This window comes from Arthrobacter sp. U41, assembly GCF_007679325.1.
GTDB lineage: Bacteria > Actinomycetota > Actinomycetes > Actinomycetales > Micrococcaceae > Arthrobacter.
Genome location: NZ_VEGI01000007.1, coordinates 46,150 through 66,857, shown reverse-complemented (window position 1 = coordinate 66,857; position 20,708 = coordinate 46,150). Strand labels below are relative to the sequence as shown.

The 20,708-nt window shown below is 67.4% G+C and carries 23 protein-coding genes; 8 read left to right on the top strand and 15 right to left on the bottom strand.

What is annotated here, in order from left to right; genetic code table 11:
* Positions 1 to 13: 13 nt before the first annotated feature.
* From FS787_RS16880 to FS787_RS16870, 3 genes are all read right to left on the bottom strand, one after another.
* Positions 14 to 406 (bottom strand): MarR family winged helix-turn-helix transcriptional regulator, encoded by a 393-nt coding sequence (locus tag FS787_RS16880; protein ID WP_144674489.1) that lies wholly within the window; start codon positions 404 to 406, stop codon positions 14 to 16.
* 145 nt (positions 407 to 551) lie between these two features.
* Complete coding sequence (locus tag FS787_RS16875; RefSeq protein ID WP_144674237.1) at positions 552 to 1,751, bottom strand: amidohydrolase; 1,200 nt, start codon at positions 1,749 to 1,751, stop codon at positions 552 to 554.
* Positions 1,752 to 1,887: 136 nt separating this feature from the next.
* A complete protein-coding gene (locus FS787_RS16870) occupies positions 1,888 to 3,045 on the bottom strand; it encodes a mannose-1-phosphate guanylyltransferase (RefSeq protein ID WP_144674235.1) in 1,158 nt (385 codons plus the stop codon).
* Positions 3,046 to 3,383: 338 nt separating this feature from the next.
* Between FS787_RS16870 and sdhC the strand changes: the two genes are divergently transcribed.
* The 5 genes from sdhC (at position 3,384) to FS787_RS16845 (ending at position 7,844) form a co-directional block, all read left to right on the top strand.
* The gene (gene sdhC / locus FS787_RS16865) at positions 3,384 to 3,764 is read left to right on the top strand and encodes a succinate dehydrogenase, cytochrome b556 subunit (protein WP_144674233.1); all 381 of its coding nucleotides are present in this window, start codon (positions 3,384 to 3,386) and stop codon (positions 3,762 to 3,764) included.
* Positions 3,765 to 3,766: 2 nt separating this feature from the next.
* The gene (locus FS787_RS16860; protein WP_056433014.1) at positions 3,767 to 4,264 is read left to right on the top strand and encodes a succinate dehydrogenase hydrophobic membrane anchor subunit; all 498 of its coding nucleotides are present in this window, start codon (positions 3,767 to 3,769) and stop codon (positions 4,262 to 4,264) included.
* Positions 4,265 to 4,389: 125 nt separating this feature from the next.
* Positions 4,390 to 6,198 carry a succinate dehydrogenase flavoprotein subunit gene (sdhA, locus tag FS787_RS16855; protein ID WP_144674231.1) on the top strand — a complete coding sequence of 603 codons (1,809 nt, stop codon included), beginning with the start codon at positions 4,390 to 4,392 and terminating at the stop codon, positions 6,196 to 6,198.
* 1 nt (position 6,199) lies between these two features.
* Entirely contained in the window at positions 6,200 to 6,982 is a 783-nt protein-coding gene (locus FS787_RS16850; RefSeq protein ID WP_144674229.1) for a succinate dehydrogenase iron-sulfur subunit, read from the top strand.
* A gap of 97 nt (positions 6,983 to 7,079) precedes the next feature.
* Positions 7,080 to 7,844 (top strand): S9 family peptidase, encoded by a 765-nt coding sequence (locus tag FS787_RS16845; protein ID WP_144674227.1) that lies wholly within the window; start codon positions 7,080 to 7,082, stop codon positions 7,842 to 7,844.
* Here FS787_RS16845 and FS787_RS16840 read toward each other — a convergent pair.
* The 11 genes from FS787_RS16840 to glyA form a co-directional block, all read right to left on the bottom strand.
* Positions 7,807 to 8,973, bottom strand: a complete 1,167-nt coding sequence (locus FS787_RS16840) for a YihY/virulence factor BrkB family protein (protein WP_260982621.1) — start codon at positions 8,971 to 8,973, stop codon at positions 7,807 to 7,809. The genes FS787_RS16845 and FS787_RS16840 overlap by 38 nt on opposite strands.
* Complete coding sequence (locus tag FS787_RS16835; protein ID WP_260982620.1) at positions 8,918 to 9,583, bottom strand: 2'-5' RNA ligase family protein; 666 nt, start codon at positions 9,581 to 9,583, stop codon at positions 8,918 to 8,920. Before FS787_RS16835 ends, FS787_RS16840 begins: the two co-directional genes overlap by 56 nt.
* A 4-nt stretch (positions 9,584 to 9,587) precedes the next feature.
* Positions 9,588 to 10,688: a tryptophan--tRNA ligase gene (gene trpS / locus FS787_RS16830; RefSeq protein WP_144674223.1), complete on the bottom strand. Its 1,101-nt coding sequence runs from the start codon at positions 10,686 to 10,688 to the stop codon at positions 9,588 to 9,590.
* Positions 10,689 to 10,705: 17 nt separating this feature from the next.
* On the bottom strand, positions 10,706 to 11,539 hold the full coding sequence (locus tag FS787_RS16825; RefSeq protein ID WP_144674221.1) for an exodeoxyribonuclease III: 834 nt from the start codon (positions 11,537 to 11,539) through the stop codon (positions 10,706 to 10,708).
* Positions 11,540 to 11,549: 10 nt separating this feature from the next.
* Complete coding sequence (locus FS787_RS16820; RefSeq protein WP_144674219.1) at positions 11,550 to 12,125, bottom strand: hypothetical protein; 576 nt, start codon at positions 12,123 to 12,125, stop codon at positions 11,550 to 11,552.
* Between the two features lie 89 nt (positions 12,126 to 12,214).
* A complete protein-coding gene (locus FS787_RS16815) occupies positions 12,215 to 12,571 on the bottom strand; it encodes a VOC family protein (RefSeq protein WP_144674217.1) in 357 nt (118 codons plus the stop codon).
* A 21-nt stretch (positions 12,572 to 12,592) separates the two neighbouring features.
* A complete protein-coding gene (locus FS787_RS16810; RefSeq protein WP_144674215.1) occupies positions 12,593 to 13,441 on the bottom strand; it encodes an ABC transporter permease in 849 nt (282 codons plus the stop codon).
* Positions 13,438 to 14,301, bottom strand: a complete 864-nt coding sequence (locus tag FS787_RS16805; protein ID WP_144674484.1) for an ABC transporter permease — start codon at positions 14,299 to 14,301, stop codon at positions 13,438 to 13,440. Before FS787_RS16805 ends, FS787_RS16810 begins: the two co-directional genes overlap by 4 nt.
* Positions 14,302 to 14,329: 28 nt before the next feature.
* A complete protein-coding gene (locus FS787_RS16800) occupies positions 14,330 to 15,310 on the bottom strand; it encodes an ABC transporter ATP-binding protein (RefSeq protein ID WP_144674482.1) in 981 nt (326 codons plus the stop codon).
* Between the two features lie 220 nt (positions 15,311 to 15,530).
* Positions 15,531 to 16,472 (bottom strand): bifunctional methylenetetrahydrofolate dehydrogenase/methenyltetrahydrofolate cyclohydrolase, encoded by a 942-nt coding sequence (locus FS787_RS16795; protein ID WP_144674213.1) that lies wholly within the window; start codon positions 16,470 to 16,472, stop codon positions 15,531 to 15,533.
* Between the two features lie 4 nt (positions 16,473 to 16,476).
* Complete coding sequence (glyA, locus tag FS787_RS16790; RefSeq protein ID WP_144674211.1) at positions 16,477 to 17,778, bottom strand: serine hydroxymethyltransferase; 1,302 nt, start codon at positions 17,776 to 17,778, stop codon at positions 16,477 to 16,479.
* Positions 17,779 to 18,094: 316 nt separating this feature from the next.
* On the opposite strand from glyA, the gene purU reads away from it, so the two are divergent.
* Together purU and FS787_RS16780 are read left to right on the top strand one after the other, a co-directional pair.
* Positions 18,095 to 19,003 carry a formyltetrahydrofolate deformylase gene (gene purU, locus FS787_RS16785; protein ID WP_395940364.1) on the top strand — a complete coding sequence of 303 codons (909 nt, stop codon included), beginning with the start codon at positions 18,095 to 18,097 and terminating at the stop codon, positions 19,001 to 19,003.
* Positions 19,004 to 19,062: 59 nt separating this feature from the next.
* Entirely contained in the window at positions 19,063 to 19,488 is a 426-nt protein-coding gene (locus FS787_RS16780; RefSeq protein WP_144674207.1) for a class I SAM-dependent methyltransferase, read from the top strand.
* Between the two features lie 28 nt (positions 19,489 to 19,516).
* Here FS787_RS16780 and FS787_RS16775 read toward each other — a convergent pair whose 3' ends face one another.
* Positions 19,517 to 20,038 carry a DUF2231 domain-containing protein gene (locus FS787_RS16775; protein WP_260982619.1) on the bottom strand — a complete coding sequence of 174 codons (522 nt, stop codon included), beginning with the start codon at positions 20,036 to 20,038 and terminating at the stop codon, positions 19,517 to 19,519.
* A gap of 115 nt (positions 20,039 to 20,153) precedes the next feature.
* On the opposite strand from FS787_RS16775, the gene FS787_RS16770 reads away from it, so the two are divergent.
* Positions 20,154 to 20,672, top strand: coding sequence for a gamma carbonic anhydrase family protein (locus FS787_RS16770; RefSeq protein WP_144674205.1), 519 nt, complete (start codon positions 20,154 to 20,156; stop codon positions 20,670 to 20,672).
* The last annotated feature ends 36 nt before the right edge of the window (positions 20,673 to 20,708 follow it).

The window sequence follows — 20,708 nt, the reverse complement described above, 5'->3', positions numbered from 1 at the left end:
TGGGGGGCGGGCCTTAGTGGGAGGCGTGCAGGGCGGCGGTAAGCCGGCCGAGGGTCTCGCGGAGCTGTTCGAGTTCGGCGGGCGAGAGCCCCGCGGCGTCGGCCAACCGCTGCGGGATCGCGGCCGACCCCGTGCTGAGTGCAGTGCCGGCTTCGGTCAGGAAAACCTCCACCCGGCGCTCGTCCTCGGCGGACCGGCGCCGTTCCACGAGGCCCAGCGACTCGAGCCGCTTGAGCAGCGGGGAGAGGGTACCGGAGTCGAGCCCCAGCTCCTCCCCCAGTTCGCGGACGCTGCGCGGCTCGTCTTCCCAGAGCACCAGCATGACGAGGTACTGCGGGTACGTCAGGCCGAGCTCGTCGAGGAGGGGCCGGTACGCCGCCGTCGCGGCCCTCGAGGCCGAGTACATGGCGAAGCACAGCTGCTTGTCCAGCCGGGGGGCGTTGTCACGGGGCGAGTTGGTCACGTAAATACGATAGCCCACAATTAGATTGTGCACAACTGAAATACGCCGCGAAGTCTCACCTGGGCGGGGCGTGCCCGCGGGCGGCGGCTTAGAGGTCGCGGATGGTGCGCAGGGCTGCGGCGGTAAGGACCTGCACGCCCAGGCCCAGGGCACGTTCGTCCAGGATGTAGTCGCCGCGGTGCAGGTCGTACTCCTCGCCGCCGGGGGTCTTGGTGCCGAGGCGCATCATGGCGCCGGGGAGGTCCGCGAGGAACCAGGCGAAGTCCTCCCCACCCATTGACTGCGGGGTGAGGACCACAGCCCCTTCGCCGATCTCGGCACGGGCTGCGGCCTCGATCAGCGCGGTCTCGTGTTCGGAGTTCACCACGGGCGGCACGCCGCGGGTGTGCTCCAGGTGCACGTCGACGCCGTACGGTGCGGCGATCTGCTGCACCACCTCGTCGAGGATCTTGCCGGCGCTGTGCCAGGCGTCGCGGTCCAGGCAGCGCATGGTGCCGGCCATGTAGCCGCTGGCCGGGATCGCGTTGGGGGCGGAGCCGGCGGAAATGTGGCCCCAGACGACGGAGACGCCGCTGCGGACGTCCACCCGGCGGGACAGGACCGCCGGGACGTTGACCGCGATCTGGGCGAGGGCGAACACGAGCTCTTCCGTGAGGTGCGGGCGGGAGGTGTGGCCGCCGCGCCCTGTCAGCTCGATCTTGATGGTGTCCGAGGCGGAGGTGATGGCGCCGATCCGGGTGCCGATCTTCCCCACTTCGATGCGGGGGTCACAGTGCAGCGCCAGGATCCGGGGAACACCCTCGAGGACTCCCTGCTGGATGCAGCTCTGGGCGCCGCCGGGCATGGTTTCCTCGGCCGGCTGGAAGATGATCCGCACGGAACCGCCCAGCGGCGACTGCTCGTGCATGCGCTGCAGGACCAGGGCCGCGCCGAGCATGGTGGCGGTGTGGACGTCGTGGCCGCAGGCGTGGGTGACGCCGTGGTTCTTCGAGGCGAACGGCAGGCCGGTTTCCTCGATGATGGGCAGGGCGTCAATGTCGCCGCGCAGGGCGGTGGCGATCGGGCCGTCTCCGATATCAACCGTCAGGCCCGTCCCGTCGAGGCGCCGGGGTTTGAGGCCGGCTTCCTCGAGTCGCTGGAAGAGCTTGTCCGTGGTGCGGAATTCCTTGAAGGAGAGTTCCGGGTGCGCGTGCAGGTCCCGCCGGAAGGCGATCAGCTCGGGCAGGAGAGGCTCGAGCCACGGCCCCACCAATGTGGTGGGCTCAGCTTCAGTAGAGTAATTGCGCACAGAATAACTCTAGCGAGCGGACAATAAATAGCGGCATCGCGTACGGCGCGTTACGAACCGGGAAACACTTCCGGCGCCCCCGCTAGGGCCGAAGGGCCCGGACGACGCCTCACCGGGACCAGACGCCTCGCCGGAACTAGAGAACGTCGGTGTCGCCGCTGGCCTTGAGCGCATCGACGGCCTGCTTCACGCGCTGGGAGTGCTCCTTGTGCATCACCAGAAGGGCATCCGGGGTGTCCACCACAACGATGTCCTTGATCCCGATCAGCGCGATCACACGCTTGGTATCGGACACCACCACACCGCTCGCATCCTCGGTAAAAACGCGGGCGCCTTCCCCGATCACGGTGACGTCCTTGACTTCCTTCGCGCTGTGGAGCCGGCCCACCGAGGCGAAGTCCCCGACGTCGTCCCAGCGGAAGGTGCCTGGTACAACGGCGACATCGCCGGCGGCGGCGGCCGGCTCGGCCACGGCGTAGTCAATCGCGATCTTGGGCAGGGTGGGCCAGACACGGGCCTTGACCTCGTCGCGCTCCGGGGTGTCCCAGGCCCGGGCGATCTCCTGGACCCCGGCGAAAAGCTCGGGTTCGTTGGCTTCGAGGTGCTTGAGCATCAGCGAAACCGGCGCCACGAACATACCGGCGTTCCAGACATAGTCCCCGCTGTCTAGGTACTCCTGGGCGATCTCCTCGCTGGGCTTTTCCACGAACTCGACGACGGCCTGGGCACTGGGGGCGCCGTCCACGCCGAGGTTCTTCCCCGCGCGGATGTAGCCGAAGCCGGTGGACGGGTGGGTGGGCTTGATGCCGATCGTGACGATCTTGCCGGCCGCGGCCGCGTGGATGGCCTCCCGGACGGCGTCGTGGAACAGCTCATCGGGGCTGATCACCTGGTCCGCCGCGAACGAGCCCATGATGGTGTCCGGGTTGCGCTCGTGCAGGATCGCCGCGGCCAGGCCAATGGCGGCGCCGGAATCTTTGGGTTCGCTCTCAAGCACCAGGTCGGCGTCGTCAATCTCGGGGAGCTGGCTGCAGACAGCGTCGCGGTGGGCCGCGCCGGTCACCACGAGGATGCGCTTGCCGGCGAGCGGCTCCAGCCGGTCGTAGGTGGAACGCAGAAGGGTGCTGCCCGATCCCGTGAGGTCGTGGAGGAATTTGGGGGCTGCCGCCCTCGACAGCGGCCAGAGCCGGGTGCCCACGCCGCCGGCGGGAATCACTGCAATAAAGCGGCCCAGCGCCGAATCTTGCGCCGGTACCTGCGGCGAGTCCTGGCTTGTCACATTGTCTGTAGTCATCACCGCTACTTTAGCGGACCGTGATGCGGCAGCCCCTGATCCCGTGGCGGACACGGCACCGCACTCTGCATTCTGTCCTCCGCTCCGAAGGGCCCACACTCCCCGGGTGCCAGGTCCGGCAACGGTGCTCCCGGGGAGCCCAGCGCCCCAACGAATGTGGCGTTCGTCTCAAAACCCGCGAAAATCCCCGCCGGGCGCCGTCACCCAGGAGTGGCTGAATTGAATAAGCTGTGAGCGAAGCCTAGATTTAGGCTTGAGCTTACGAGTGCTCTCGCAGCAGGCGTTCCCCCCGCGTGGATCCCATGCCAGCGCCGCTGTGTTGCAGGGAGGTTTATTCAGTGCCGACAAAACCAGCTGGCACCTTGTACCGCGGCCGTGAAGGCATGTGGTCCTGGGTTGGACATCGCATTACCGGTGTAGTGATCTTTTTCTTCTTGTTGGTCCATGTGCTGGACACCTCACTGGTGCGTGTGTCCCCCGAGGCCTACACCGCAGTGATCGGTGCCTACAAGAACCCCCTGATGGCCCTGGGTGAAACGGGCCTTGTCGCAGCGATCGTGTTCCACGCCTTCAACGGCCTGCGGATCATCGCCGTCGACTTCTGGAAGAAGGGCGCCAAGTACCAGCGCCAGATGCTGTGGGCGGTGCTCATTCTCTGGGCAGTCGTCATGGTGGGCTTCTCCATCCGCCACCTTTCCCTCGCCCTTGGAGGACACTAGCCATGAGTGCAACTGAGATTCAGAGCCCGCGCAGCGCAAAGGCGCCCGCCGCCAAGGTAGGCAGTAACCGGATCGCTCCCCAGTACCGCCGCAACGGCAGTTCCAAGGGGAACTTCGAAATGCTCGCATGGCTCTTCATGCGGCTCTCCGGCGTGGTCCTGGTGGTGCTGATCTTCGGACACCTGTTCGTCAACCTCCTGGTGGGCGAAGGCATCCACGCGATCGACTTCGGCTTTGTGGCCGGCAAGTGGGCAGACCCGTTCTGGCAGATCTGGGACCTGGCGATGCTGTGGCTCGCCATGCTGCACGGCACCAACGGTGTGCGCACCATCATCAACGATTACGCCGAGAAGGACGCCACGCGCCTGTGGCTGAAGATCGTGCTCTACGCGGCCACCACCGTCATCATCATCCTGGGCACCCTGGTCATCTTCACGTTCGACCCGTGCCCGGTGGTAAACGGCGTCCAGCTGCCCGGCGGCTTCTGCCCCGCGCCGTAGCAGCGCTGCCCAGCGGCAACCGATCCCTGCCTGCCCGGTGCAGGCCAGGGATTTCCACGAGGTTTCACCGGGCTGGCTCCGCCGGCCGGTGTTGTTAGCGAATTTTGAGAGAAAGAGCGTCTGGTATGCAGGTCCATAAGTACGACGTCGTCATCGTCGGTGCCGGTGGCGCCGGGATGCGCGCGGCGATCGAATCCGGTCAGCGCGCCCGAACAGCAGTACTGACCAAGCTGTACCCCACCCGCTCCCACACCGGCGCGGCGCAGGGCGGCATGTGCGCAGCCCTGGCCAACGTCGAAGAGGACAACTGGGAGTGGCACACCTTCGACACCATCAAGGGCGGCGACTACCTGGTTGACCAGGACGCGGCCGAGGTCATGGCGAAGGAAGCGATCGACGCCGTCCTGGACCTGGAGAAGATGGGCCTGCCGTTCAACCGCACGCCCGAGGGCCGGATCGACCAGCGCCGCTTCGGCGGGCACACCCGCGACCACGGCAAGGCTCCGGTCCGCCGCGCCTGCTACGCCGCGGACCGCACCGGCCACATGATCCTGCAGACCCTGTACCAGAACTGCGTCAAGCACAACGTCGAGTTCTACAACGAGTACTACGTCCTGGACCTGCTGACCGTCGAGGAAGACGCCGTCCGCGAGGACGGAACGCCGTACAAGCAGAAGCGTGTTGCCGGCGTCGTCTCCTACGACCTCGCCTCCGGTGAACTGCACGTCTTCCAGGCCAAGTCCGTGGTGTTCGCCTCCGGCGGCGCCGGCAAGGTCTTCAAGACCACGTCCAACGCGCACACCCTCACCGGCGACGGCATGGGCATCGCGTTCCGCCGCGGTATCCCCCTGGAGGACATGGAGTTCTTCCAGTTCCACCCGACAGGCCTCGCGGGCCTGGGCATCCTCCTCTCCGAGGCTGCCCGCGGCGAAGGCGCCATCCTGCGCAACTCCGAGGGTGAGCGCTTTATGGAGCGCTACGCGCCCACCATCAAGGACCTCGCCCCCCGTGACATCGTGGCCCGCTCCATGGCCAACGAAGTCCGCGAAGGACGCGGCTGCGGCCCCAACAAGGACTACGTCCTGCTGGACCTGACGCACCTTGAGCCGGCGCACATCGACGCCAAGCTGCCGGACATCACCGAGTTCGCCCGCACCTACCTCGGCGTCGAGCCCTACACGGAGCCGGTTCCGGTGTTCCCGACGGCGCACTACGCCATGGGCGGCATCCCCACCAACATCAGCGCCGAGGTGCTCCAGGACAACGACACCGTGGTCCCGGGCCTCTACGCCGCCGGTGAGGTGGCCTGTGTGTCCGTGCACGGCTCCAACCGCCTGGGCACCAACTCCCTGCTGGACATCAACGTCTTCGGCAAGCGCGCCGGCATTGCCGCCGCGGAATACGCCAAGACCGCGGACTTCGTGGAGCTCCCCGCTGACCCGGAGGCCTACACGCTGAACCTGCTGGACCACGTCCGCACCGCCGACGGCACCGAGAAGGTCGCTGCGATCCGCAAGGAACTGCAGGACACCATGGACGCCAACATGCAGGTGTTCCGCACCGCCGAGACGCTGAACCAGGTCCTGAAGGACATCGCGTCCTTCGAGGAGCGGTACCAGCGGATCAGCGTCCAGGACAAGGGCAAGCGCTTCAACCTTGACCTCCTCGAAGCCGTGGAACTGGGCTTCCTCCTGGAACTCGCCAAGGTCATGACCGTGGCGGCCCTGCACCGCGAGGAATCCCGCGGCGGACACTTCCGCGAGGACTTCCCCGAACGCGACGACGAGAATTTCATGAAGCACTCCATGGCGTACAAGGATGAGCATGCTCCGGCGGATGGAACTGCCGGGACGGCCAAAACAACGGCCGGCATCCGGCTTGCCACCAAACCGGTGGTCTTTACGCGCTACGAGCCGATGGTGAGGAAGTACTAAGATGACCGCTGAACTCGCTGAGCCAGCCTCCAAGATCGAACTGCCCGCCCACGTCGGAGGCGGCGGGGAGATCCCGTCCTTCGATGTGACCCTGCGCGTGCGCCGCTACAACCCCGAGGTCTCCGAGGACGCCACGTGGGATGACTTCAAGGTCACCATGTACGGCACCGACCGTGTCCTCGACGCCCTGCACAAGATCAAGTGGGAGATGGACGGCAGCGTTTCCTTCCGCCGGTCCTGTGCCCACGGTGTCTGCGGCTCCGATGCGATGCGCATCAACGGCCGCAACCGCCTCGCCTGCAAGACCCTCTTGAAGGACCTGGACACGTCCAAGCCCATCACGGTCGAGCCGATCAAGGGCCTGCCGGTGGAGAAGGACCTGATCGTGGACATGGAGCCGTTCTTCCAGTCCTTCCGCGAGGTTATGCCCTTCCTGATCAACCGGGGCCACGAGCCCACCAAGGAACGCCTGCAGTCCGCCGAGGACCGCGAGCGGTTCGACGACACCACCAAGTGCATCCTGTGCGCCGCGTGCACGTCGTCCTGCCCGGTGTTCTGGACCGACGGCCAGTACTTCGGCCCGGCCGCGATCGTCAACGCACACCGCTTCATCTTCGATTCCCGCGATGACGCCGGCGACATGCGCCTGGAGATCCTCAACGACAAGGAGGGCGTGTGGCGCTGCCGCACCACCTTCAACTGCACCGAGGCGTGCCCGCGCGGCATCCAGGTCACGCAGGCAATTGCCGAGGTCAAGCAGGCCATTCTGTCCCGCAAGATCTAGCCACCGGCACCCGCAAGATTCATCACGACGACGGCGCCTCTCACCTCACGGGTGGGGGCGCCGTCGTCGTCCTCCCGCACTCACGAAAGGGGACACCGTGTCCCGCTCCGAAAAAGTCAATTTCCAGGGTTCCACCGGCGAACTGCTCTCCGGCATCGTTGATGTCCCGGAGGGCCCCGTGAAGGGCTGGGGGGTGTTCTCGCACGGTTTCACCCTGGGCAAGGACAGCCCCTCGGCGTCGCGGATCTGCAAGGCCCTGGCGGACAACGGCGTGGGAATGCTCCGGTTCGACAACCTGGGCCTCGGCGAGTCCGCGGGGCTGTGGTCGGAGGGGTCTTTCAGCCACAAGGTGGCCGACACCGTCAAGGCGGCGGAGTTCATGCGGGACTCGGGACGGCCGGTCTCGCTGCTGGTGGGCCATTCCTTCGGCGGGGCTGCCGTCCTGGCCGCCGCCGGTGCCATCCCGGAGCTCGACGCCGTCGCCACGGTGGGGGCGCCGTTTTCGCCTAAACACGTGGCCCACGTGTTCGACGCCGCCCTGGACCGGATTCTCAGTGAGGGAAGCGCGGAAGTGGACCTGGGCGGCAAACGGGTGGAGATCCGGCGGCACTTCGTGGAGGACCTGGAGAACGCGGACCTCACGGACTGCATCAAGCGGCTCGGCAAGCCGCTGCTGGTGATGCACTCCCCCACGGACAACACGGTGGGGATCGAGAATGCCAGCACCATCTTCCAGACCGCGCGGCATCCGCGCAGCTTTGTGTCCCTCGAGGGCAGCGATCATCTGTTGACGGCCAAGGGCCAGGCGGCCCGTGCCGGGAAGATTATTTCGGCGTGGGCCGACCAGTACCTCGACGCCTGAACGCGGCGGACCATGAGGCCCGCCGGGGCCGGGGTTCCGCCGGCGTTTTGCCCGGCTGGACGCGCCGGGCGCCCCACCCCGTGGTGGTGGTGCCCGGCGCCGAGTTGCGGTCCTGCTCCCGGATGGCCACCCACGCGGCGCAGATGACGTAGACCTGGCTGACCAGGTTGAACCAGATCAGCAGGCCGATGATGATGGCGAAGGGCGCCAGGATGGGGTTCTTTCCGGCACTGGCCAGCAGCTGGGTGCTGAAGATCTGCAGCACAGTGGTGCCCACTGCGGCGAGGATGGTGCCTTCCAGCAGGGCGCGGCGGGCCGGTTTCAGCCCCGCCGCCACCCGGAACATGATCAGGGCGGTACCCCAGCCGAGCAGCAGGGGCACGAGGATCGTCACGGAGGTGGTCAGGGGGCCGGCCAGCAGCGGATCGAGGCTCAGCTGCTCGGTCACCCAGTCGGCGGCCGTCCCGAACACCAGGGACGCTGCCGCGCTGATCACCAGGGCGATTCCCAGCAGGATCAGCGTGCCGACGTCGAGCAGTATCTGCAGGACCGGGTTCATGCCCCGCGGGCCGAGCTGCATCATGCCGCGCACGCCGTCGCGGATGCCGCTGATCCAGCCCAGGGACGTAAATACGGTCACGGCGGCGGCGATCACGGCCGCCCAGCCCAGGCTGGTGGGATTCAGCAGCGCGTACGGGTCCACCAGGCCCTCGCTGCCGTCCACCTGCAGGAGGCCGGGTGCGGTCATGGCCACACTCTTGATGATTTGGTCCAGCAGCGCCGGCTGGCCGCTCAGGAAGAGGCCGGCCAGGGAGAGCCCCGTGGCCAACAGACCAGTGATGGAGAAGAACATCCTGAACCCGATGCCGGCACTCATCAGCGGGCCGTGCTGGCGGCCGTAGTGCTGGAAGGCCCGCAGGGGCAACAGCGTGTTGAGCCGGGCCAGCAACCACCCGACCATGGCCATGACCGATGCCAGTCCCCCGCCGCCGGCCCGTCGGGCCCTGCCCCAGTCGACGCGCTTGCGGATGACCTCCAGCTTCAACCCGGCCAGGTCGGTGGGAAGGGGCGGCTTACCGGGCGCCTGCGGTGCCGTCCTGGCCTCTGTCGTCGTCAGGTTTGGTCCCAAAGTCAAGCTCTTCCCGTAGCTGCCAAATGCCGTTGTCATCGTGCTCGTAGAGTCCCATGCTAGCCACCGGGAACGTGGCCCGGTAATCCTTGAGGACCGTTTCGGCTTCGTCGAGGCTTTCCGGGGCGACGTCGTGGGCCACAGTGACGTGCGGGTGGTAGGCAAATGGCAGCTCCCGCTCCAGGGGGCCGGACTGCAGTTGGCGGTGCAGGTTCACGCAGTCCCCGAAACCGTCCTCGACGTTCAGGAAGACCACCGGGGAGACCGGCCGGAAGGATCCGGTGCCCGCGATGGTCACGTTGAACGGCTCCTGCTGGCTGGCGATCTCGCGGACATGGCTGCGGGTCGCTTCCCAGTCCTGGGTCATGGTGGTGGTCACCAGCGTGATGTGGGCCGGGATGACCTCCGCCATGGGATCTCCGAACGACGCGCGCCAGCGCTGGAGCTCCTCGGCGATCTCGTCCGGGAATCCCAGGATCACGCCGATGCTGATGCCCTCGCTGCCCTGTCCGTTGTCCCCGGCGTCCGCGGCGTCCGGAGCGGCGCTCCCGACGGCGCGCGTGCTGGCGCGTTTCGGCTCGCTGGCGGTGACTCTGCTGACGGAGGACATTGGCCTAGCGGACTCCCCGGGTTCCGGCGTAGGGCAGGAAACCCACCTTCGCGTAGACGTCGGTCAGGGTGACCGCAGCGATCTGGCGGGCCTTGTCAGCGCCGAGGGCCAGCAGCCGGTCAAGCTCCGCGGGGTCATTGAGCAGTTCGTTGGCTCGGTCGCGGATGGGGGTCAGGTGCTCTGCCACCACCTCGGCCAGGTCAACCTTGAGGTGGCCGTACATTTTGCCCTGGTAGGCAGCGACAAGGGCCTCAACGCTCTGCCCGGTAATAGCCGAGTAGATGGTCAGGAGGTTGGAGACCCCCGGCTTGGCCTCGCGGTCGAACCGGATCTCCGTTTCCGCGTCCGTAACCGCGGATTTGATCCGTTTGGTGATGACCTTGGGATCGTCCAGCAGGTTGATCAGGCCCGCCGGTGATTCCGCCGACTTGGACATCTTCGCGGTCGGGTGCTGCAGGTCGTAGATCTTCGCCGATTCCTTCTGGATGAAGGGCGCCGGAACGTTGAACGTCTCACCGAAGCGTGTGTTGAAGCGCTGGGCAAGATCGCGGCTGAGCTCCACGTGCTGGCGCTGGTCCTCGCCCACCGGAACGCCGTGCGGCTGGTAGAGGAGGATGTCCGCGGCCTGCAGGATGGGGTAGGTGAACAGCCCGACGCTGGCCTGGTCCGAGCCGTGCCGTGAGGCCTTGTCCTTGAACTGGGTCATCCGGGAGGCCTCGCCGAAGCCGGTGATGCAGTTCAGGACCCAGGCCAGCTGGGCGTGTTCGGGCACCTGGGACTGGACAAAGAGCGTGCACTTGTCCACATCCACGCCGCCGGCGATGTACTGCGCGGCCGTGACGCGGGTGCGGTGGGCCAGTTCGGCCGGATCTTGCGGGACCGTGATCGCGTGCAGGTCCGGGATGAAAAAGACGGCGTCGTACTCGTCCTGCATGCGGACCCAGTTCACCAGGGCGCCGAGGTAGTTGCCCAGGTGCAGGGAATCCGCGGAGGGCTGCATGCCGGAGAGGATGCGCTGGCGCGTCCCTGTTGAGGGAACGGGGGCCGCAGCGGCGGGTTCGGCGTCGGCGTCGTTCACGGGAGTCACAGTGGAAGAAGAGGTCATTCGTGGAGGCCTTAGGGCTAGAGCCGGTAGTCCACTACCAGCGGGGCATGGTCGGAGAAGCGGGTGTCCCAGGACGGTGCCCGGTCAACAACGGCCGACACTGCGGCTGCAGCGAGGCCGGGCGTGGCCATATGGTAATCAATGCGCCAGCCGGTGTCGTTGTCGAAGGCCTGTCCCCGTTGCGACCACCAAGTGTAGGGGCCGTCGACGTTACCCGCCAGGCCCCTGTGAACATCCTTCCAGCCAATCTCCTCGCCAAAGAAGCGGTCAAAGTAGGCGCGCTCCTCGGGCAGGAAGCCGGCACGTTTGACGTTGCCTTTCCAGTTCCTGATGTCCAGCTCCGTGTGGCCGACGTTGAGGTCGCCCACCACCAGGGCATGGTCGCTGTGTTTGGCCAGTTCGGGGAGCCTGCTGACCATAACGTCGAGGAAACGGAATTTGTCGTCCTGCTTGGGGGTGCCGGCCTCGCCGGAGTGCACATACGCGCTGGCCACGGTTAACTGCGAGGCCTCCCCCGCCGCGTTGCGGACAATGTAGTCGGCTTCGACCCAACGCCCGGCGGTGGCGAAATAGTCATCGCCGATGCCCACCCGGGTGGCCTGCGGCTCTTCGCGGGAGGCGATCGCGACGCCGGCGCGGCCCTTGGCCTCGGCCTCGGCGTGCAGGATGTACCAGCCCTCGCCGAGCAGTTCCTGGACGATCGCGTCAGGCGCGCGGACTTCCTGCAGGCACAGGATGTCCACTCCGCGCGGCTCCAGCCACTCCGCCATGCCCTTTTTGTAGGCGGCACGTAGGCCATTGACGTTGACTGATGCGATGCGAAGGTTGTCCTTCTTCAATGCCGAGCTCACCCGATCCACTCTAGTCGACAATGGTTCCGGATACGGGCTCGTCCCTGCCGCCGGAGGACTTGATCATGTCCCGGGCGTTGGTGGCGGTGATCTCAATGGTCTCGAGTGCGCGCCGGATGGTGTCCTGGTCCGAGGCCGCCCCCTTCGCCCGCTCCTGCTCGACGACGCGGACCTGCACCTGCACAATCTTGAATGAGTGGTCCAGCTTCAGGTCCCGGACCTCGTCCGCTTCCCGGCGGACCTCCACGACGCGGGTGCTGCCGTGGTCAACACTGCCCGACGACGGCGCCCGGCCGGCCGCCGCGTTGAAGGCGTTCTGCGCTTCGGTGAGTTTGGCGCCGGCCTTCCGGGCCGCCTTCTGGATGCTGAAGACGACGAAGGCGGCCAGGGCAAGCCAGAAGCCGGCGATGATCGCCACGATCCAGCCGACGACGTCGTTCTGGTTCGCGGCAAAGATGACCGCCACGACGAAGGCGATGATAAAAACCATCATTCCGGGTCCGCTGATGCGGAGCATGGAGAACTTGCCCGTGGCGGTGTTGTACGCGGACGGCTTGGAAGACTCGGAGTTGCCCAGAGATTGCATGAGCCCATTATCGCAAACCCCCGCGGCGGCCCCGCCCGCTTCCACCCCGGGCGAACAGCCCCGGGCGACGGCGATCCCGACAACAGGCCCTACGACAAAACGAGGCAGAACGGGTGGCCGCTGGGGTCCGCGTAGACGCGGAAGGTTTCGGTGCCGGCGTCGAGGCTGGTGGCGCCGAGCCGGAGGACCGCCGCTTCGCCGGCGTCGAGGTCGTCCACCAGCACGTCCACGTGCATCTGCTGCGGATGGTCGGCGTCGGGCCACTGCGGACGGACCAGCCGTTCGACGCGCTGGAAGTCCACGGACGGCACGCCGGCGGCATCGCCGATCGAGATGAAGCCGTCCTCCTCGTGGACCCGGGTCATGCCCAGCAGTTCCTGGTAGAAGGCGGCCAGGGTGTCCGGGTCCTCGCAGTCGATCACAAGGGCGTGCAGTTTGCCGATCATGGGTTCTCCGTCTCCTGAAGGCTATTTGAGGAACAGCTTGCGCAGCCGCCCGGTGGTGAGCAGCACGCCGAGGGCGATCATCACGAGGTAGTAGCCGATATGCACGGCGGTGGCCGGGGTGAAGACGCCCACGCTGATCTGCCGCAGCAGCTCGACGCCGTGCCACAGCGGCATGGCCTGGATGAGCCACTGGATGTACTGCGGGTAGACGCTGAGCGGGTAGAACGTGGCGCTGAACAGGAACATGGGCAGCATCACGAAGTTGATCCAGTCCATCTGCTGGAATGTCTTCATGTAGCTGGTGATGCCCATGCCGAAGCTCGCGAAGCCGAAGGCGATCAGCACCGCGGCTGGGATCATCAGGATGGCCCACGGTGTGGTGATCAGCCCCATCAGGCCCATCACCGCGGTGAATCCGGTGGCGTACATCAGGCCGCGGAGCAGGGCCAGGAAGATCTCGCCCATGGCGACGTCCAGCGGGCCCAGGGAGGTGTACAGCATGCCCTGGTACAGCTTGGCGAAGTTCATCTTGAAGAACACGTTCCAGGTGGAATCGTAGACGGCGCCGTTCATCGCGGACACGGCCAGCAGCGCCGGGGCGATGTACGCCGCATAGGAAATTTCCCCGCCGCCGGGACCCTGCACCGAGCCGACGATCGCGCCCAGGCCCACGCCCATCGAGATCAGGTACAGCACCGGCTCAAAGAAGCCCGAGAGCATGACCATCCAGTTGCTGCTTTTGGTGGCCATCAGCCCGCGGGCGACGACGGCGCGGACGTTGCGGGAGTAGAGCGAGCCGAAGTGCCGGTTGCGGGCCGCCTCGGTGACACTGCTGCTCCCCGGCCCCCGGCCGGTGGTGATGGCGCTCATCCGCCCATCCTTTTGACGAACTGGCGTTTGGTCAGGATCCAGCCGACGACACAAAGCGCCAGCAGGAACACGAGGTGCGCGATGGTCAGCAGCGGCGGCTCCTCGTAGCCGTAGCTGAGCACGCGGCCCAGCTCCGTGCCGTGCCAGATCGGGGAGGTCCAGCCGATCCAGCGCACGGCGAGGGGCAGGGTGTCCAGCGGGAAGAAGGTGCCGGAAAACAGGAACAGCGGCATCACGATGAAGCGCATCACCATGGCGAACTGGCCTTTGTCCTCCTTGATGGAGGCCGCGTACGCCATCAGCGGCAGGCCGAAGGACAGCCCGGCGAGGGTGGCGACCAGGATGGAGGCCCAGCCCCAGGGGCTCGGGGACGCGCCGAACAACGCCACCACGCCGAAGTAGATGGCGGACTGCAGCAGCAGGCGCACCGTGACGGCGATGATCTGACCTAGCGCGATCTGCTCCGGGGTCAACGGCGAGGCGTGCGGCCCGTAGTAGACCCGGCGCCATTTGAATCCGTCCATCACCGGGAAGGTGAACTCGTTCGCGGCGGTCATCACGGCAGCCGAGATCAGCAGGGCCGGGGCGATGAACACGAGGTAGCTGACCCCGCCGAACGCCGCCGTGCTGTTGGTGTCCACGAGGGTGGCCAGACCGACGCCCATCGCAAAGAGATACGCGACCGGCTGCCCGACGCCGTACATCACGATGGTCCAGCCGTAGCCCTTCATCACCCGCAGGACCTGCTCGGCGTAGTAGAACGCGCCCCACTTCCGGGCCTTCGCCGCGGAGACCTCCGGCGAGTGCGCGCGCAGGGCGGGGGCCGCCGTCGCGCCGGCCGCTTGAGTTGATTCCGTCAACTCTGCCTTCTTAGCCAGCTCCACCTTCTTAGTCAACGAGGCTCCTGCCGGTCAGGCGCAGGAAAACGTCCTCCAGCGAGGACCGGCGCACCAGCGAGGTCACCGGGCGCAGTCCGCGGGCGGAGACTTCCTCAAGGGCGGCCTCGCCGTCGTGCGCGTAGATCAGGACGCGGTCCGGCAGGGTTTCCAGCCGATCGCCGATCCCTTCCAGTTCGGCACCGACGGTGGCGTTGCGTTCCGAGCCGAAGCGCAGTTCCAGGACTTCGCGGGTGGAGTACTCGCGGATCAGGCTGGCGGGCGACCCCTCGGCCATGATCCTGCCCTTGTCCACCACGATCAGCCGGTCGCAGAGCTGCTCGGCCTCGTCCATGTAGTGGGTGGTGAGGATCAGGGTGACACCCTGTTCCTTGAGCCGGAACAGCCGGTCCCAGAGGATGTGCCGGGCCTGCGGGTCCAGCCCGGTGGTGGGCTCGTCCAGCAGCAGGATCCTGGGTTCGTTGATGAGGGAGCGCGCGATGGTGAGCCGGCGCTTCATGCCGCCGGAGAGCGCGTCGACCTTGGATTTGGCCTTGTCCGTGAGCTGGGCGAACTCCAGCAGCTCATCGGCCTTCGGCTTGAGGTAGCTCATGGGCAGGCCGAAGTAGCGGCCGTAGACCAGCAGGTTGTCCCGGACCTTGAGTTCCTCATCCAGGTTGTCCTGCTGCGGGACGACACCCAGGTGCGCGCGGACTTCCGGGCCATTCTGGTCGGGGTCCAGGCCCATGATGCTGAGGTTTCCGGAGGTCCGCTCGGACACTCCGCCGATCATCTTCATGGTGGTGGACTTGCCGGCGCCGTTGGGACCGAGCAGGCCGAAGGCCTCGCCGGCGGGCACGGAGAAGGAAATGCCGTCGACGGCGGCGACGTCGCCGTAGCGCTTGGTCAGGTTTTCGGCAGTGATGACGTACTGCGGAGCGCCGGCAGCGGAGGGGCTGCCGGCGCTTGAGGGACGGCTTTGGTGGGCGGCCATGGGGGCGGCTTCCGAGGGTGGGGTTTGCTTTGAGGCGAGTTCAGGCACCCGAACACGGTAATGGAAACGGCCGAACTATGAAAGAGTCTTTTCGTAAAAAATCCAGACGTTTGCCATTCCGTTACCTCCCGGGCTTAAACGCCGCAGGGCGCCGCCTCCTTCACAGGAGACAGCGCCCTGCGGTCAGCCCAGGCATTGGAAGACTCAGGCGTTGGACGACTCAGGCGTCGCCAGTCCCAGCGCCGGAGGTGCTGCCTGCTGCGTGGCGTTCCGCGGTTTCCACCACGTTGGCCAGCAGCATCGCGCGGGTCATGGGGCCCACTCCCCCGGGATTCGGGGAGAGCCAGGCGGCGACGTCGGCCGCGGCGGGGTCCACGTCTCCGGTGACCACCGCCTTGCCGGAGCCGTCCTCGACGCGGCTGACGCCGACGTCGAGCACAATCGCACCCGGCTTGAGGTCCGCCGCCTTGATCATGTGCGGCTGCCCGGCCGCGGCGATCACGACGTCGGCCTGCCGCAGTTCGGCGGGCAGGTCGACGGTGCCGGTGTGGGCAAGGATCACCGTGGCGTTGACATCCTTGCGGGTGAGCAGCAGCCCCACGGGACGGCCGATGGTGACGCCGCGGCCCACCACCAGAACGCGTTTTCCGTTGAGGTTGATGCCGTGCCGGGTGAGCAGCTCCACGCAGCCCTTCGGCGTGCAGGGCAGCGGGGACTTCATGGGGCCGCTGACGTTGGCCACCAGCCGGCCGAGGTTCATCGGGTGCAGGCCGTCGGCGTCCTTGTCGGGGTCCATGGCCTCCAGGATGACGTCCTGGTCAATGTGCTTGGGCAGCGGAAGCTGGACGATGTAGCCGGTGCATTCCGGGTTGTCGTTGAGCTCCCGGACCACGGCCAGCAGCTCCTCCTGGGTGGTGTCTTCCGGCAGGTCGCGGCGGATGGACGTGATGCCCACCTCGGCGCAGTCCTTGTGCTTACCGCCCACGTACCAGGTGCTCCCCGGGTCAGAGCCCACCAGGATGGTGCCGAGGCCCGGAACGATCCCCTGGGCCTTGAGGGCGGCGACGCGTTCGGTCAGTTCGGCCTTGATCGTGGCGGCAGTGGCTTTGCCGTCAAGGATCCGGGCGGTGTTGGCGTGGACGTTGGTGGTCTCCGTGGTCATCCGTTCACCACTGCTCGTGCTGCGGGTACAGCGGGAAGTCGGCGGCGAGCTTGTCCACCCGGGACTGGAGGGCCTCCACATCCGTGGCGGAGCCGGCCTTCAGCGCGGTGGCGATGATCTCCGCGACCTCCGTGAACTCCCCGGCGCCGAAGCCCCGGGTGGCCAGGGCGGGCGTGCCGATGCGCAGGCCGGAGGTGACCATCGGCGGGCGGGGGTCGAACGGGACGGCGTTGCGGTTGACGGTGATGCCCACGGAGTGCAGGAGGTCTTCGGCCTGCTGGCCGTCCAGCTGGGAGTTGCGCAGGTCCACCAGGACCAGGTGCACGTCGGTGCCGCCGGTGAGGACGGACACGCCGGCGTCGGACACATCGGCCTGGTTCAGGCGGTCGGCGATGATCCGGGCGCCTTCCAGGACGCGTTCCTGGCGCTCCTTGAATTCCTCCGTGCCGGCGATCTTGAACGCCACGGCCTTGGCGGCGATGACGTGCATGAGCGGTCCGCCCTGCTGGCCCGGGAAGACGTTGGAGTTGATCTTCTTGGCCCACTCCTGCTTGGCCAGGATCACGCCGGAGCGGGGACCCGCGAGGGTCTTGTGCACCGTGGAGGTGACGACGTCGGAGTGCGGGACCGGGCTCGGGTGCAGTCCGGCGGCCACGAGGCCGGCGAAGTGCGCCATGTCCGTCCACAGCAGGGCGCCGACCTCGTCGGCGATGGAGCGGAACGCGGCGAAGTCCAGGTGGCGCGGGTAGGCGGACCAGCCGGCGATGATCACCTGGGGCTTCTCGGCGATGGCCTGCTCGCGGAGCTTGTCCATGTCGATGCGGAAGTTGTCTTCCTCCACCTGGTAGGCGGCGACGTCGTAGAGCTTGCCGGAGAAGTTCAGCTTCATGCCGTGGGTCAGGTGCCCGCCGTGGGCCAGCGACAGGCCGAGGATCTTGTCGCCCGGCTTGATCATCGCGGACAGGGCCGCGGCGTTGGCCTGGGCGCCGGAGTGCGGCTGGACGTTGGCGAATTCGGCGCCGAACAGCTCCTTCACGCGGTCGATCGCCAACTGCTCGGCGATGTCCACGTATTCGCAGCCGCCGTAGTAGCGGCGGCCGGGGTAGCCCTCGGCGTACTTGTTGGTCAGGACCGAGCCCTGGGCCTCCATGACTGCGCGCGGGGCGAAGTTCTCGGAGGCGATCATTTCCAGGGTGCCGCGCTGGCGGCCCAACTCCTGGGCGAGGACGGCGGCGATTTCAGGATCGAGGTCGGCCAGCGGCTGGTTGCTCACGGCGGCTGACGAAAGGCTAAGAGAGGTGGTCACGGGGAACTCCTGGCTAGGCAACGGGCTACTGCTTAAGGTCAGGTTACCGGCTGGCCCGCGGCGGCGCCCCTAGATTACGGCTCCGGATGACGGGGCGTACCAAGGGACCGGCACCCGTTTCCAGGTGCCGACGCGGGCCGGCAGCGGGTGCTGCCGACCGGAAAACATGACCCTCGGCCCAGGCGTACGATCCGTGGTCTTCGTGATTGCCGCTCCCTGGTGGTTAGCCACCCAACGCCAGTTGCGACCTGTCCAGACTACCCCAGGCCGGCGCCCGGCCACAGCCTGCGCACAGCCTTGCGCGGAGCCGCTGCGCATGGGCCCTGCGCACGGGTCCTGCGCCGCCGCGGGTAGGCTATCCTCCGTGACTGACCACCAGCTGACTGCCTCATACATCCTCACTCTCTCCTGCCCGGACCGCCCCGGAATCGTGCACGCCGTCGCCGGCGCCCTGCTCGTTGCGGGCTGCAACATTACTGACTCACAGCAGTACGGCAGCCAGAGCACCGGCACCTTCTTTATGCGCGTGGAGGCCACGACGCCGGCGTCCCAGCTGGAGCTGCAGGCCGCCCTGGAGCCCGTGGCCCAGGCCTTCGGCATGCAGTGGAGCCTCAACCCGGCCGGCCGGAAGGTCCGCACCCTGCTGATGGCCAGCACGTCGGCGCACTGCCTCAACGACCTGCTGTTCCTGCAGCGCTCCGGCACCCTGCCGATCGAGATCCCGGCCATCGTGTCCAACCATCGCGGCCTGGCGGGACTGGCCGAGTTCTACGGCATCCCCTTCCACCACATTCCGGTCACGCCGGAGACCAAGGTCCAGGCCGAGGACCAGCTCCGGGCACTTATGGCCGAGCACGACGTCGAGCTCACGGTCCTGGCCCGCTACATGCAGATCATCTCCGACGAGCTGTGCCAGGAACTGACCGGCAAGGCCATCAACATCCATCACTCCTTCCTGCCCTCGTTCAAGGGGGCCAAGCCGTACCACCAGGCGCACGCCCGCGGCGTGAAGCTCATCGGCGCCACCGCGCACTACGTCACCGCGGCCCTGGACGAGGGCCCGATCATCGAGCAGGAAGTCATCCGCGTGGACCACCGGCGCACGGCCGAGCAGTTCGTCCAGATGGGCCGCGACGTCGAGGGCCGCACGCTGGCCCAGGCCGTGCAATGGCACGCCGAGCACCGGGTCCTGCTGGACGGGAACCGGACGGTTGTCTTCAACTGACCCTGTTGTCTTCAACTGAGGCTGTTGTATTCACCTGACGCCAGTCATTGAATAGGTGTATGGCACTTTCCCCAAAAGATCCGCTCCCGGAATTCGTGGACCTGCTCAAATCCGAGGGCCGCACCGGTGTGCTGGGCCTCGAGTGCGGCCAGGGCGCTGACGGGCTGCGCTTTGTGCGCTCCGGCATCCACTTCACCGGCGTCGACCGATCCGAGGAGAACATCCACTCCGCCCGGGCCCATGGGCTGGAAGCCTCCGTGGCCGGTGCCCCGTCGCTGCCGTTTGCCGACTCGGCCTTCCCTTCCGTGTGGGCGGTGGACGCACTGGCCGGCCTGGCGCCGGAGGACTGGGGCGACGTCGTCCGCGAGCTCGAGCGGGTGGCGGCACCAGGCGCCCCGATCGCCGTCGTGCTCCCGGAACCGGGTTCTGCGGGACAGGGACCAGACCAGGGACCGGGCTTCACGGTCCTGCGCTCCCCCGCCTAACCCTCTCCCTGCTGCCAGCTGGTTGGGCTCAGCGGCGGCGCGTACGGCCCATGTACCCACCCAGGAAACCCCCGACGATCAGCAGGGCCCCGCCCGCGCGGGCCAGCCCCACGCCCAGACGGTGCCGGTCCCGGGTCCGCGCGGCCCAGGACGCCACGAAAATGAGCGTGGCAGCGAGGTTGACAGCGGCATGGACGACGCCGACCCGCCGGGTGCCGCGGTCCGCCCGGGCCCATTCGGCCCAGCCGCTGATTCCGGTGGGCGTCGCGGCGACGACACCGAGGGCCACCAGCCGCGTCGCTGCCCGACGGGCGCCGGCGTCGGCGTCGGGAAAAAAGTCCAGGAAGATCGCCATGAACCAGGCGCCGAAGGGCACATCCTTGGCGATGACGTGCGGCGGGATACCGGTGGCGTCGCCCCGGAAAAAGCGCCGCAGCCGGCGGTCGGCCACGAGCCGGCCCGCGAGCGGGTCCGCAGCCCGGACGGCCGGGTCCAGGCGGTCCGCGTTCTCCAGCCGCCGCATCGTTCGCAGGAACACATTCTCGGTCACCACGGAGCACCTCCCGGACGGCGCATTTGATGGCCCGATCCTACTCAGCTCCGGTCACGGTTCAACCCCCGCCCGGAACCAGCCCGCAACATGGAGTGTGTCCTAGGCTGGAGGCATGGCTCCCATTTACGCTTTCGCCGGGGACACCCCGGCCGTCCACGAATCCGCCTTCATCGCACCGAGCGCCTCGGTGATCGGCAAGGCCACCCTCGCCGAGGACTCCAGCGCCTTCTACGGCGTCTCCGTCCGGGCCGACACCGCCGCGATCACCGTGGGGGCCGGCACCAACCTGCAGGACAACGTGGTGCTGCACGCGGACCCGGGCTTCCCCTGCACCGTCGGCGCCCGGGTCAGCGTCGGGCACAGCGCGGTGGTGCACGGCTGCACGGTCGAGGACGACTGCCTGATCGGCATGAGCGCCACCATCCTCAACGGTGCCGTGATCGGCGCCGGGTCCCTCATCGCGGCCGGCGCCGTGGTCCTGGAAGGAACCGTGGTCCCGCCCCGCTCGCTGGTGGCCGGGGTGCCGGCCAAGGTCCGGCGCGAACTGAGCGACGAGGAATTCGCCGGCGTCCAGCAGAACGCGGCGCATTACCGTGAGCTGGCCAGGGCGCACCGGGACATGCACGGCTGACGCCCAGCCCGGTCCCGTTCGGCGGCCGACGACGGC